Origin of the sequence: Candidatus Reidiella endopervernicosa (assembly GCF_013343005.1) — a bacterium.
GTDB lineage: Bacteria > Pseudomonadota > Gammaproteobacteria.
On sequence record NZ_CP054491.1, the window covers coordinates 1353164 to 1366299 of the forward strand.

General features: G+C 59.0%; 15 protein-coding genes and 1 other RNA gene. 10 read left to right on the plus strand and 6 right to left on the minus strand.

The window, feature by feature from the left end; translation table 11 throughout:
• The first annotated feature begins 5 nt into the window (after positions 1-5).
• The 3 genes from sspA (at position 6) to HUE57_RS07710 (ending at position 1635) form a co-directional block, all read left to right on the plus strand.
• Complete coding sequence (gene sspA / locus HUE57_RS07700) at positions 6-632, plus strand: stringent starvation protein SspA (protein WP_078482487.1); 627 nt, start codon at positions 6-8, stop codon at positions 630-632.
• A gap of 29 nt (positions 633-661) precedes the next feature.
• Positions 662-1048: a ClpXP protease specificity-enhancing factor gene (locus tag HUE57_RS07705; RefSeq protein ID WP_078482486.1), complete on the plus strand. Its 387-nt coding sequence runs from the start codon at positions 662-664 to the stop codon at positions 1046-1048.
• A 92-nt stretch (positions 1049-1140) separates the two neighbouring features.
• Entirely contained in the window at positions 1141-1635 is a 495-nt protein-coding gene (locus HUE57_RS07710) for an O-acetyl-ADP-ribose deacetylase (protein WP_078482485.1), read from the plus strand.
• On the opposite strand, the gene HUE57_RS07715 is transcribed toward HUE57_RS07710, so the two are convergent.
• The 6 genes from HUE57_RS07715 to HUE57_RS07740 all read right to left on the minus strand — a co-directional run bounded on the left by HUE57_RS07715 (position 1618) and on the right by HUE57_RS07740 (position 6564).
• Positions 1618-3051 (minus strand): FAD-binding oxidoreductase, encoded by a 1434-nt coding sequence (locus tag HUE57_RS07715; protein ID WP_078482484.1) that lies wholly within the window; start codon positions 3049-3051, stop codon positions 1618-1620. The genes HUE57_RS07710 and HUE57_RS07715 overlap by 18 nt on opposite strands.
• A complete protein-coding gene (locus tag HUE57_RS07720; protein ID WP_078482483.1) occupies positions 3048-3635 on the minus strand; it encodes a BON domain-containing protein in 588 nt (195 codons plus the stop codon). Before HUE57_RS07720 ends, HUE57_RS07715 begins: the two co-directional genes overlap by 4 nt.
• Before the next feature lie 3 nt (positions 3636-3638).
• A complete protein-coding gene (locus HUE57_RS07725) occupies positions 3639-4232 on the minus strand; it encodes a phosphoheptose isomerase (protein WP_078482482.1) in 594 nt (197 codons plus the stop codon).
• Positions 4233-4269: 37 nt separating this feature from the next.
• Positions 4270-4626, minus strand: coding sequence for a YraN family protein (locus HUE57_RS07730; RefSeq protein ID WP_078482481.1), 357 nt, complete (start codon positions 4624-4626; stop codon positions 4270-4272).
• Between the two features lie 12 nt (positions 4627-4638).
• Positions 4639-5763: a penicillin-binding protein activator gene (locus HUE57_RS07735; protein WP_174672984.1), complete on the minus strand. Its 1125-nt coding sequence runs from the start codon at positions 5761-5763 to the stop codon at positions 4639-4641.
• A gap of 483 nt (positions 5764-6246) precedes the next feature.
• Positions 6247-6564, minus strand: a complete 318-nt coding sequence (locus HUE57_RS07740; RefSeq protein WP_174672985.1) for a hypothetical protein — start codon at positions 6562-6564, stop codon at positions 6247-6249.
• Positions 6565-6624: 60 nt separating this feature from the next.
• Between HUE57_RS07740 and rsmI the strand changes: the two genes are divergently transcribed.
• The 7 genes from rsmI to HUE57_RS07775 all read left to right on the plus strand — a co-directional run bounded on the left by rsmI (position 6625) and on the right by HUE57_RS07775 (position 13132).
• Positions 6625-7518: a 16S rRNA (cytidine(1402)-2'-O)-methyltransferase gene (rsmI, locus tag HUE57_RS07745; protein ID WP_078482479.1), complete on the plus strand. Its 894-nt coding sequence runs from the start codon at positions 6625-6627 to the stop codon at positions 7516-7518.
• A 43-nt stretch (positions 7519-7561) separates the two neighbouring features.
• Positions 7562-7913, plus strand: an RNA gene (rnpB, locus tag HUE57_RS07750) — RNase P RNA component class A.
• Positions 7914-8252: 339 nt separating this feature from the next.
• The gene (gene mraZ / locus HUE57_RS07755) at positions 8253-8711 is read left to right on the plus strand and encodes a division/cell wall cluster transcriptional repressor MraZ (protein WP_078482478.1); all 459 of its coding nucleotides are present in this window, start codon (positions 8253-8255) and stop codon (positions 8709-8711) included.
• Positions 8708-9649 carry a 16S rRNA (cytosine(1402)-N(4))-methyltransferase RsmH gene (gene rsmH / locus HUE57_RS07760; RefSeq protein WP_078482477.1) on the plus strand — a complete coding sequence of 314 codons (942 nt, stop codon included), beginning with the start codon at positions 8708-8710 and terminating at the stop codon, positions 9647-9649. The genes mraZ and rsmH overlap by 4 nt, the downstream gene beginning before the upstream one ends.
• Positions 9646-9915: a cell division protein FtsL gene (ftsL, locus tag HUE57_RS07765; protein ID WP_078482476.1), complete on the plus strand. Its 270-nt coding sequence runs from the start codon at positions 9646-9648 to the stop codon at positions 9913-9915. The genes rsmH and ftsL overlap by 4 nt, the downstream gene beginning before the upstream one ends.
• Positions 9912-11624, plus strand: a complete 1713-nt coding sequence (locus HUE57_RS07770; protein ID WP_078482475.1) for a peptidoglycan D,D-transpeptidase FtsI family protein — start codon at positions 9912-9914, stop codon at positions 11622-11624. Before ftsL ends, HUE57_RS07770 begins: the two co-directional genes overlap by 4 nt.
• On the plus strand, positions 11621-13132 hold the full coding sequence (locus HUE57_RS07775) for a UDP-N-acetylmuramoyl-L-alanyl-D-glutamate--2,6-diaminopimelate ligase (protein WP_078482474.1): 1512 nt from the start codon (positions 11621-11623) through the stop codon (positions 13130-13132). Before HUE57_RS07770 ends, HUE57_RS07775 begins: the two co-directional genes overlap by 4 nt.
• Positions 13133-13136 lie beyond the last annotated feature (4 nt).

Consider the following 13136-nt stretch of genomic DNA (forward strand, 5'->3'; position numbering starts at 1 on the left):
TATTGATGGCAGTAATGGCGAATAGACGTTCGGTAATGACGCTGTTTTCGGATCCGACCTGTGCCTACAGCCACCAGACACGAATGGTGCTGATGGAGAAGGGTATTACGGTCGATATCATCAGCATCGATCCGGACAACAAGCCCGAAGATCTGCTCGATCTCAACCCCTACAACACGGTTCCTACTCTGGTCGATCGTGATCTGATGCTCTACAACGCGCATATCATCATGGAGTACCTTGATGAGCGTTTCCCCCACCCGCCGCTGATGCCGGTTGATCCGGTCTCACGTGCCCGTGCTCGTCTGGCGCTCTATCGCATCGATGAGGACTGGTTCAGGCTGCTCGATGAGATTGAGAGTAAGACCGAGAAGCAGTCGGCCAAGGAGCGTAAGGCACTGCGTGAAAGCCTCATCTCCAGTGCTGAGCTATTTGCGGCCAAGCCGTTTTTCCTCAGCGATGAGTTCTCTCTAATGGATTGCGCCATCGCACCGCTGTTGTGGCGCCTGCCACACCTCGGTATCGAGCTGCCTGCGCAGGCCAAGGCGGTAATTGACTATGCGGATCGTATCTTTGCTCGCGAATCGTTCCAGGAGAGCCTGACCGAGGGTGAGCGGGAGATGCGTGAGTAGTAGCGTTTTCGCTGCGCTCTATTCCGTCTATGACATCAAGTCGCCCCTATCTGATTCGTGCACTCTACGAGTGGATCAGCGATAACGACTGCACCCCTTATCTTCTGGTCAACTCAGAGTTTGACGAGGTAGTGGTGCCGACCGAGTATATTGAGGACGGTAAGATCGTGCTCAATATCTCAATGGGTGCGGTATCCGGGCTTGAGCTCGGCGATGAGGTGATCAGTTTCAGTGCACGTTTTAGTGGTAAATCGAACGATATCTTTGTGCCGATCGGTTCGGTGCTGGCGCTCTACGCCCGTGAGAACGGGCAGGGCATGATGTTTGCGGAAGAGGAGGATGGAACTGAGCCTCCCGATGACGATAGTCCCACCGATACCCCCCCAACTCGCCCCTCTCTAAGGGTGGTTAAATAGTTAATTCTGTAGCGAAAGCTACCGCTGTTCGCTTTCTATATGGTTTCTTGCAATGGCTATACTTGGCCATAATTCGGTGAGGAGCTTACTCGATGATTGAAGTCGTTCAGGGCGACATTACCCAACTTAGGGTCGATGTGATTGTGAACGCCGCCAATAGTGGCTTGTTGGGCGGTGGTGGTGTGGATGGAGCAATTCACCGTGCCGCAGGCCCGCAGCTGCTTGAAGTGTGTCGCCTACTGGGTGGCTGTGCGACGGGTGAGGCGAAGCTTACCCCCGGCTTCGATCTGCCGGCGCGTTATGTGATCCACACGGTTGGACCGGTTTGGCGCGGAGGCGGTGCGGGTGAGCAGGCGTTGTTGGCCTCCTGCTATCAAAACTCATTCAAGCTAGCGCTTAGGCAGGGATTAACAACGATCGCCTTTCCATCCATCAGTACGGGTGTCTACGGTTATCCGAAGCAGGCGGCCGCTGAGGTGGCCGTTGCGGTGATGCGTGATTTCACGACGCAGTTCGAGTCGATTATTGCCTGCTGTTTCAGTGTTGACGATGCTGAGCGTTACCGCAGGCTACTCGCCGCTGTCTGAAGCACCCGATGAGTCGGAGAGTGGTGGGATCGTCTTGCCTGGGTTGAGGATGTTATTTGGATCGAACGTCTGTTTGATCTGATGCATGAGTGCCAGGCTGTTGGTATCCACTTCTCGGTCGATAAAGTCACGCTTCTCCAGACCGACGCCGTGTTCACCGGATAGTGTGCCATCGAGTGAGAGCACCAGATCGAATAGCTCACTCAGACACTGTTCGGCCCGAGCTACCTGTTCTGGGTCGTCGGGATTGATGAGTAGATTGACATGGATGTTGCCGTTGCCAGCATGACCGAAGTTGATAATGGTGATCTGGTGACGTTCAGCCAGTGTCTCGATACCGGTGATCAGGGCCGGTAATTGTGAAACCGGCACCACTACATCCTCGTTGATCTTCTTTGGCGCCACCTTGCGCAGTGCTGGAGAAAGCGCCTTGCGCGTGGCCCAGAGTGCGGCGACTTCATTGCTGTCGCGTGCGGCATGGATCTCTACTACTCCTTCGACGCTGGCGGCTTCGATGATGGCCTCTACAGCATGCTGCAGGTAGCTCTCACTACCATCGACCTCGATCATCAACAGCGCACCCGCGTGGTCGGGTAGTTCGGCATTGGAGTAACTGCGAATCATCTCGATCGCGGCGCCGTCAATGAACTCGAGTGCACAGGGGGTGGTGGGCTGAGCCATGATGCGCGCTACGGCACGTGCGGCACACTCTACGTCGCGATAGATGGCGCGCAGGGTGCGTTTCGATTCGGCCAGCGGTGTTAGCTTGAGCGTCGCCTCGGTAATCACCGCCAGGGTACCTTCGGAGCCAATCAGCAGGCGGGTCAGATCGTAGCCGACCACCCCTTTGCTGGTGGAGACGCCAGTCTTAATCGACTTGCCGCTAGCAGTGATGGCGCGCAGTCCCAGGGTGTTATCGCGGGGAGTCCCGTATTTGACCGCGCGGGGTCCGGCAGAGTTGTAAGCGAGGTTGCCGCCAACGGTACAGAAGGCGGAGCTGGTCGGATCGGGTGGCCAGAAGAAGCCGTGTACCGCTGCAGCCTCCTGTACCGCCTGGTTGGTAACGCCGGGTTGAACCACCATCAATCGATTGTCGGGGTCGACCTTGATGATCTGTTCCATGCGCTCGAGCGATATCACCACGCCACCATCGATAGCGGTTGCGGCACCCGTGGTACCGCTGCCACGACCACGAGCAACCAGCGAGATCTGAAATTGGTTGCATGCCGATATGACGGAGCTGACCTGCTCTTCGCTGGTAGCAAAGATAACCGCTGCGGGGAGCTGATGGCGACGGCTATTATCGTAGCCGTAGGGCCAGCAGTCGGCCGCCTTGGTGACGACGTTTTGCTGACCGACTGCAGCTTTAATCGCGCTTAGAAACTTCTCTGGAAGTGCTGTGCCGCTGTGGGTCAATCGAGGTACTCAAAGAGTTTGACCACGCGCTGTACGCCACCGGTGCGACGTGCCACTTCGGTGCCTGCATCGGCTTCTCGACGTGAAACGAGGCCCATCAGAAAGACTGTGCCATTCTCAGTGACGACCTTAACGCGGGTTGGATCGAAGCCGTCGATATGTTTGACCTGCAGCATGCCCGCCTTAACGCGTGTGGTGATGAGGGCATCGCTGCTGCGGGTCATCAGGGAGCTAGGGGCGGCAATTGCCACCTCGTTGTGGACACGGCGGACCTTGGGGATCTTGCGTGCTAGCTGGTCGAGGCGGCCGCGCATCGATTCGTTGGGGGTCTCACCCGTTATCAGCAGCATCATGTTGTAGCTGGTGAAGTTGACGTGACTCTGGCTGGAGAGTGATTTGTCGGCGAGCAGGGCGCGTAGCGCCTTGAGTTCGATCGACTGATCCTCAACGACGGTGCCAGTGGTGCGACGATCGTGGACGACGGCAACACCGGTGGCGGCGCCACCAACAACCATTTCGGCGCAGCCGCCGAGCAGGGTGGCGCTACCAATCAGTAGTAGCGAAGCGAATCTCTTCAGGTGCATCTATTACTCCTCGTTGCCCAGCAGTTGGCGGTCAATCAGGTCGCACAGACAGTGGATGATCAAGATGTGGACCTCCTGGATGCGGGCGGTTCGTTGTGCGACGACACGCAGTTCGACATCCTCTTCGGCGAGAAGTGCCGGCAGTGTGCCGCCGTCATGTCCGGTCAGCGCGATGACAATCATCTCGCGGTTGTGCGCGGCCTCAATGGCGGCCAGCACGTTGGCTGAGTGGCCGCTGGTGGAGATCGCCAGCAGGATGTCACCCGCCTGGCCCAGCGCACGCAGTGGTTTAGCGAAGATCTCGTTGTAGTCGTAGTCGTTGCCAATCGAGGTGAGCGTGGAGCTGTCGGTACTGAGGCTCAGAGCTGGCAGTCCGGGGCGCTCGCGCTCAAAGCGGTTGAGCATCTCTGAGGCGAAGTGCTGTGCGTCGGCAGCCGAGCCGCCATTGCCGCAGCAGAGGATCTTGTGGCCCGAGAGCAGCGCCTGGGTGATCACCCCAGCGGCGTGAGCAATATTCGGCGCGATCATCTCCATGGTGCGCTGTTTCGCCTCGATGCTCTCGCTGAAGTGTTGTTCGATTTGGCTGATCTGATCCATTATTCGCTTCGCTGTTGATGGCCTTGCTAACCGCCCATTATGCCTGGAATGCGTCTTGAATCCAGTTGATCTCGAAGCCGTTCTGATGGGGTGAGAGTGAGACTACATCGAAGCGACTGGCGCCATGGTGTGGTTGCTGCTGCAGGTAGTGGCTGGCGGTGGCGATTAGCTTCTGCTGTTTGGCTCTGGTGACGCTCTCGGCGCCGCTGCCAAAGTGTGGATTGCTTCGGTAGCGAACCTCGACAAACACCAGTTGTTTGCGATCGAGCATGATCAGGTCGATCTCCCCCCGTCGGCAGTGGTAGTTGCGAGCGATGCACTTTAAACCAGCCTGCTCGAGATGTTTGCAGGCGGCCTGTTCGGCCTCAATGCCTCTTTTTTTTCGTGCGTCCATGCCCGGTTTTAACTACTGCTCGTCGGCTTGCGCGCCGCTCGGTGTCTTCACCCCAGCGGCGGCCTGTACCAGGGGTCGCGGTTCGCCCCGCACAAAGCTGGCCCAGCGCAGGATGCGGCGGATGTTGTGCTGCTCATCGAGATAGAGGGTGCCGCTCTCACCCTCAACGCGGGTACCGGGGCGGTTCGCCAGTACATTGAGTGCCGGGGCGAGGTTGTAGGCGTCGATGCCGAGTGCGTAGAGACGTGCCGAGCGTTTCATCTGCTTCGGCCACAGTGTCTGCAGCTGCTGGCGTAGAGGGTTGTGCTGTTGTGATTTGCCCAGCGTCCACGGCATGTCGCAGAAGAGGATGCCGTCCATGTCACGATCCTTCGCCTTGTCGGGGTGGCCGGTATAGACGTGCGAGGTGGCGTAGATCGGTATCTTGCCGAGGTAGTGGAACTTGAGCTGAGGGCGGATCAGGCGCGCCTGACGTGGGAAGGCGAGCATGAAGATGATGTCGGCATCCTGACGACGACGTGGCTCAAACTTCACCTTGCCGCCGATGATGCGGGTGAGTGCGCGCTTGCGCGACTGGCTGGCATCGGTATCGAGCAGGGCGCGGATCGGTGCCGAGAAGTCGCTGCCGCTGGAGGTGTAGCGTTGAACCTCTAACATCTCACCGCCGAACTGCTCCCAGCGGTTCTGCAGGGTCTGTAGCAGGCGATCACCCCAGGCGCCGTTTGGTACCAGGGCGATGGCACTGGAATAGCCGTCCATCAGTGCCTGATCGGCGATCTGTACGATCTCATCCTCGGGTGAGAGGCCAAACTGGTAGAGGTTGCGTGGGGTATCGCTTAGCGCATGGTTGAGGGCCAGAACCGGTACCTGCAGTGAGCCGATCGAGGCGATGTCGGTGACCGCCTGTTTGCGCAGAGGGCCAATCACCAGCTGGGCACCGTCGCGTAGGGCGGCATTGTAGGCCTGTTCGGCACCGCCGATGGTGTCGTAGATGCGTACCTCGCCGTTACGCCCCTCATCCTTGCCTGCGTAGTGCGCGGCGAGAAAACCGTCTCGAATGGCATGGCCCGCAGCGGCGTGTTTGCCGCTCAGTGGCGTAGTGGGCAGCCGAGAACCGCGAGGCTGGCGCAGCGGCATGGGTGCTGCTCGGTGGGGTAGCGGGCCAGTTGGCGTGACCTCGCGCGGGCCGGGCGAGGCATGTCGGGTGCTGCAGCGAGCCGGCGGCGCGGGAGCGCGCCTGCCAGTTGGCGAGTGCCGACTCCATCTGGCTGGCCTGAAAACGGTAGGCGCGACTGATGGCGAGCACTCCTCCAGCCGATTGAGCACGAGGGGCTTCACTCGGCGGCGCGGAGCGCCTCATCATCGCAGGTATCTTGAGGGCTGAGCCAAACATGCGATCTCGATGGTTGTCGTTAACACGAGGGTCGAGCAGTAGGTCGAATCCAGGGCACACGTTTGGCGGCACTCTGCTGCCAGCGACTGGAGAGGTAGAGGCCGCCCACGCAGCGCCGTGCGAGCGTCTGCGCAGTTCCATCGGCGATGGGAATCTTGGGGCTGCACAACGAAGGACTCGCGGGATCCCATTTGAGAGATTGGCGATGCTCGCCCACTGCAAGGTTACTATCGGCAGCCGTGAGGGAACCGTGACGCTGCTGGTATCGGATAATGCGGAGCGTGGGTCTTGGCATCGTCGCTGTATGTTGCGCGCGGGAACGATTCGGCAGCGTTGAGTTGGATCTGACGGAGCGGTGTCGGTGAGCGGGCCGAGAGCACCAGCCACTGCTGAGCGCCGTCGAGTGTCTTGCTGCGATCCTCAACCTGAACGGGCGTGCGTGACGGTGAGTCGCCATAACCGAGGTATCTACTCGTCGTGCTGCAGCCGATCAGTAGAGCGGTGAGCGTCAGGATTCCCAGTCGGGTTAGGTGGTGCCGTTTCACTTGCAAGTTATTCACTATCCGTTGCACGATGGCGCGCGTTGAGGGTTGAGCCGGTGGAGCATGCTGCTCGTCGGATGCCCAGTATCTTGGGAGGCGTGGAAGGTGTCAATTGAGTATGGTCGACTCTATATAGTAGCGACACCGATCGGCAATCTCGGTGATATGACACCGCGTGCCGTCGAGGTGCTGAAAACGGTCGATCGAATCGCTGCCGAGGATACCCGTCATAGCGGCGGTCTGCTGAAGCATTTTGCGATAACCACGCCGATGTTTGCCCTGCATGAGCACAATGAGCGTCAGCGCTGTGGTGTGCTGATCGATATGCTGCTGGGGGGTGAGTCGGTGGCGTTGATCTCCGATGCCGGTACCCCGCTGATCAGTGATCCCGGTTACCATCTGGTGCGTGAGGCGCATCGGCAGGGTATCAGCGTTGTGCCGGTTGCCGGTGTGAGTGCGCTGATTACCGCGCTCTCGGCCAGTGGGCTGGCGACTGACCGTTTCTGCTTTGAGGGCTTTCTGCCCGCTAAATCGGCCGCGCGCCGCGCCCGTCTTGAGCTGCTCGGCGATGAGTCGCGCACCATTACCTTCTATGAATCTCCGCATCGAATCCTCGACTCACTCGCCGACATGGTGGCGGTATTGGGCGCAGAGCGGCCTGCGGTGGTGGCGCGTGAACTGACCAAACGTTTTGAAACCATTAAGCACGCCACGCTCGGCGAGCTGCTGGCCTGGGCTGAGGCCGATAGTGATCAACAGCGTGGTGAGTTTGTGGTTGCGATTGAGGGTGCAATCAAAAAAGAGTCGCAGGGGCTTGATGACGAGGTGCTGCGAATCGCGCAGCTGCTGCGCGACGAGCTGCCGCTGAAGCAGGCGGCGGCATTGGCGGCGAAGATCAGTGGTGAAAAGAAAAATGCGATCTACCAGCACCTGCTGCAGGCTGAGCGCGATGGATAGATCTGCATTGAACAATTTTTTTCAGGCTGTATGGTATGCGGCGGGAGTTGGCCGGACAGTCGCGGCCCCTTAGGGGGCGGAGGAAAGTCCGGGCTCCATAGGGCAGGGTGCCAGGTAACACCTGGGCGGCGCGAGTCGACGGAAAGTGCAGCAGAAAAGATACCGCCGATGACTCCTTCGGGAGTACAGGTAAGGTTGAAATGGTGCGGTAAGAGCGCACCGCGTCGGTGGCAACACTCGGCGGCAAGGTAAACCCCACCCGGAGCAAGACCAAATAGGGGAGCTGAGGCGTGGCCCACGCTGCTCCCGGGTAGGTCGCTTCAGGTGCGTGGCGACACGCATCGCAGATGAATGACTGTTCACGACAGAACCCGGCTTACAGGCCGACTCCCAACCCAATTTTGCGCAAACCCCCTCCGCTCGTGAGGGGGCTCGGCAATTTTCCCCACCTCGGAGTCAAAAAATATTATTCCTATTTTTACTTTTCAGAGGGGTTCTTAACACCTTTTTGCAAGCCTATGATTTTACTCTCTTAGTCGTTCGCGAGATTTTGCCAATATTTTCTACAAAACATCGCTAAGTCACTGTCATACAAGTAAGTATCCCGTTTTTACCGGTCCATTTTGTTGCAAAGGCAAAATCTTTGTTGCAAAGGCAAAATCTGACTCCTATAGTGGTACAAAGTGGGTTCCAGTGGAAAATAATGGAAAAATAAGACCCACAGTGGGGGAAGCGTGTTTCGCGGAGTTAACAATCTCAATCTCGATGCAAAAGGTCGTATGGCGGTGCCTACCCGCTATCGCGAACGCATTCGTGATCTCTCCGCAGGTCAAATGGTGGTCACCATCGATACCGATGAGCGCTGCCTGCTGCTCTACCCGTTGCCGGTCTGGGAAGAGATCGAACGCAAACTCGACGCGCTGCCAAGCTTTAACCGCCAGGCGCGCCGTGTTCAGCGCCTGCTGATCGGGCATGCCACCGAGTGTGAGATGGATGGTCAGGGGCGTCTGCTGCTGCCGCCGCCGCTGCGTGAGTTTGCCGTAATGGATAAGAAGGTCGTGCTGATCGGTCAGGGCAAGAAGTTCGAGCTCTGGGATGAGCAGAGCTGGAGTGAGCGCCGCAACAGCTGGCTCGATGAGGATGATGGCGACGATATGGCGTTGCCAGCCGACCTGGAATCTCTCTCGCTTTGAGTGGCGAGAGCGAGGTGGCGCACCGCTCGGTGCTATTGGCTGAATCGCTTGAGGCGCTATCGGTCAATGGTGGGGGTATCTATATAGATGGAACCTTCGGTCGCGGTGGTCACGCCGCAGCGATTTTGGAGGTGTTGGGACCCGATGGTCGCCTGCTGGCGATCGACAAGGATCCCGAAGCGGTAGCGGCGGCAGAGCAGCGCTTTGCCGGTGATAGTCGGTTTTCGATCGAGCGGGGGTCGTTTGCGATGTTGGGAGAGTTTGTTGAGTCGCGTGGTTGGAGTGGTCGAGTCGACGGCATTCTGCTCGATCTCGGTGTCTCCTCGCCGCAACTCGATGACGCGCGCCGCGGTTTCAGTTTCCTCAACGATGGTCCGCTCGATATGCGCATGGATCCCGATAGCGGTGAGAGTGCTGCCGATTGGCTGGCGCGTGCTGGTGATCGGGAGATTGCCGAGGTGCTGAAGCGCTACGGCGAGGAGCGTTTTGCCAAGCGTATCGCCAGAGCGATCGTTGAGGCGCGTGATGAGAAACCGCTGACCACGACACGTCAGCTGGCTGAGGTGGTGGCGGCAGCTCACCCGGCCTGGGAAAAACATAAACACCCGGCGACGCGCTCATTTCAGGCGATCCGGATCTATATCAATCGTGAACTCGAGGATGTTGAGGCAGTGCTGGCGCAGAGCGTCGATGCTCTGGCGCCGGGTGGGCGGCTGGCGGTGATCAGTTTCCACTCCCTCGAGGATCGGTTGGTGAAACGTTTTATCCGTGATCAGGTGCGCGGTGATCAATTGCCGCACGATCTGCCGGTCATGCATGTCGAGACCAACGCAAAGATGAAGTCCTTAGGTAAGGCGATCCGCGCCAGTCGGGATGAAGTGGATGAAAATCCACGCGCCCGCAGTGCGGTGCTGCGCGTGGCGGAGCGGTTGGCATGAGTGGGCAGCTGATGGCGATGGCCTTTCTGCTTCCTGCGCTGTTCGTCTCGGCGATTGGTGTGGTCTACGCCAAACATGAGACGCGCAAGCTCTTTATCGAGCTGCGCTCACTACAGAGTGAGCGTGATGTGATGGATACCGAGTGGGGGCAGCTGCAGTTGGAGCAGAGCACCTGGTCTACCCACGGCAGAATTGAACGTGCAGCGAGAGAGAAGCTGGGGATGAAGATCCCCGATACGAGCGAGGTTGTGATCGTTACCCCATGAGCGAGCAGCAGTCAGTAGAGATTTTTAAAGGTCGGCGCTATTTGGCGCTCGGCCTGTTTCTGCTTGGCATGGCGGCGCTGTTGGGGCGTGCCGCGCAACTGGAGCTGTTCGATCGTGAATTCCTGCAGAATCAGGCCGATGCGCGTCATCTACGCGTGGTCGAGATCCCCGCCCATCGCGGCATGATTACCGATCGTAACGGCGAGCCGCTGGCGATCAGTACCCCGGTCGATTCGGTGTGGGCCAATCCGCAGGAGCTGATGTTGGCAAGCGGCGAGCTGCCGCAGCTGGCGCGTCTGCTAGGGCTGAAGACTGAGAAGTTGCAGCGTCTGCTTGCCAAACGCGAGGGACGTGAGTTTGTCTATCTGAAGCGTCATGTACGCCCTGATCTGGCGCGCAAGGTGATGGCGCTAGATCTGCCAGGGGTCTCACTGCAGCGTGAGTTTCACCGCTACTACCCAGCCGGTGAGGTCACCGCGCATCTGGTTGGTATGACCAACATCGACGATCTCGGTCAGGAGGGGCTAGAACTCTCCTACAACGAGTCGCTGCGAGGTGAGCCGGGTGCCAAGCGGGTAGTGCGCGATGGTCGTGGTCGAATTATCGAAGAGGTGGAGCTGATCCGTGCTATGCGCCCTGGTCAGCCGCTGCAGCTCAGTATCGATCGTCGTATCCAGTATCTTGCCTACCGTGAGCTGAAGGCGGCGGTAAAACAGCACAAAGCGACCTCGGGTTCGCTGGTGTTGCTCGACGTGCGCAGTGGCGAGGTGTTGGCGATGGTCAACCAGCCTTCATACAACCCCAATCGTCGCAGCGGTCAGAAGAGCAGCGCACGGCGTAATCGCGCCGTGACCGATGTCTTTGAGCCCGGCTCGCCGATCAAGCCCTTTACCGTTGCCAGTGCGCTGGAAAATCGGTTGATCAAGCCGAGCACCGTGATCAATACATCGCCGGGTTACTACCGAATTGGACGTAAAACCGTCAGTGATTTCCGTGATTACGGCGCGCTGAGTATCGGTGATGTATTGGTTAAATCGAGCAATGTTGGTGCCAGCAAAATTGCGCAGAAGCTGGAGAGTGAGCAGCTCTGGTCGATGCTCTCAAGGGTCGGTTTTGGTGAGTCGACCGCAAGCGGTTTCCCCGGTGAGTCGGCCGGTGTGCTGAGTAACTTCCATCGCTGGCGCAAGGTTGAACACGCCACCCACTCCTACGGTTACGGCCTCTCCGTTACGCCGCTGCAGCTGGCGCATGCCTACTCAGTGCTTGCTGCCGATGGGGCGCAGTATCCGGTGACCCTGTTGAAAAACAGTGAACCAGCTGAGGGCGAGCAGGTGATTACCCCGCAGGTAGCGCGTCAGGTTCGTAACATGCTCGAGGGTGTCGTGAGCCGTAAAGGGACTGGATATAAGGCGCATGTGGTCGGTTACCGTGTCGCGGGCAAGACCGGCACGGTGCATAAAGCGGTTGCAGGTGGTTATGCCGAAGATCGTTACCACTCGGTCTTTACCGGTATGGCACCGGTTAGCGAGCCGCGGCTGGTGATGGTGGTGATGGTCAATGATCCGCGCAACGGCGACTACTACGGAGGTGCCGTTGCGGCACCGGTCTTCTCCAAGGTGATGAGTGGGGCGCTCAGGCTGCTGGGGCTGCCGCCCGATGATATGCCTGTGCGCGCCTCCGCCTCTACCGAGAAGAGGGGGCCCGCATGATGGTGGCAGAACAGATCCGTACCGGGCAGATGCTCGGTTCGCTGCTTGAAGGGATTGTGGTTGTCTCAGCGGCCGATGATGTCGAGATCAGCGCGCTGGCGCTCGACAGTCGTGCCGTCGAGTCGGGCACGCTCTTCTGCGCCTGTGCTGGCAGCCGTGAACATGGTGTTAACCACGCCGCTGCTGCCCATGCGGCCGGTGCGGTCGCGATTCTTTGGGAGCCTGCTGAAGGAATCGATGGTGAGGCGCTGAGCGCGCTACCCACGACGGTGATAGCCGTTGAAGGCCTGAGCCAGCGCCTTGGTGAGATTGCGGCACGCTTCTACGGTCACCCCAGCCACGGCATGGTGGTGACCGGTATTACCGGCACCAATGGCAAGAGTTCAACGGCTCACTACGTGGCAGCAGGGCTCGATAGCGATGCATCGCCCTGTGGTGTCATCGGCACGCTCGGTAACGGTCGTGTCGGTAGCCTCTCTGAGGCGACCCATACCACTCCCGATGCGATCTCTCTGCAGCGCCTGCTGGCTGAGATGCGCGATAGTGGCATCGATCAGGTGGCGATGGAGGTCTCCTCTCACGCGCTGGAGCAGGGGCGGGTCAACGGTGTTGAGTTTGATCTGGCGCTCTGGACCAACCTCAGTCGCGATCATCTCGACTACCACGGCGATATGTCGAACTATGCAGCCGCCAAGCGTCGCCTCTTCGCTATGCCGGGGCTGCGTGCTGCGGTGATCAATGGTGATGATGAGAACGGCTGTGAGCTGCTCACCTCTTTGACTGAACTTGAGTCGGTTAGCTACGGCTTCTCCGATGCGGCGCGTAGCGGTGATCGTTATGTGGTTGGTAGCAATCTGCAACTGAGCGGCGAGGGGATGAGCTTCGATATCGATTCGAGCTGGGGGCAGGTGCGACTGCGTACCGACCAGCTGGGTCGTTTCAACGCCAGTAACCTGCTCGGTGCGCTCGCCGCACTGTTGGTGATAGGGCTTCCCTTTGGTGAGGCGATCAGCCGTATCGGTTCGGTCCCGACCGTCACTGGACGTATGGAACGTTTCTCAGTAGCGGACTCACCGTTGGTGGTGGTTGACTACGCCCATACCCCCGATGCACTGGAGCAGGCACTGGCAGCGCTACGCGACCACTGCGACGGTCGCCTCTGGGCGGTATTTGGTTGCGGTGGTGATCGAGATCGTGGCAAACGTCTCGAGATGGGCGCCGTTGCAGAACAGTTTGCTGACTACGTGGTGGTGACTGATGACAACCCGCGTAGCGAGGATCCACTGCGCATCGTCATTGAGATCCTCAATGGTATGGATAACCCCGACAGTGTCTATATCAAGCGCGATCGTGGTGAGGCGATCGCATTCGCCCTGTTCCATGCCAAGCCGCAGGACATCGTGCTGGTGGCTGGTAAGGGGCATGAAAACTATCAGCAGATCGGTGATGAGCGTCGCCCCTTCAGTGATCGGAACGAAGTTGAGCGTCTGCTCGGGGAGCGGGGGTGAAGCC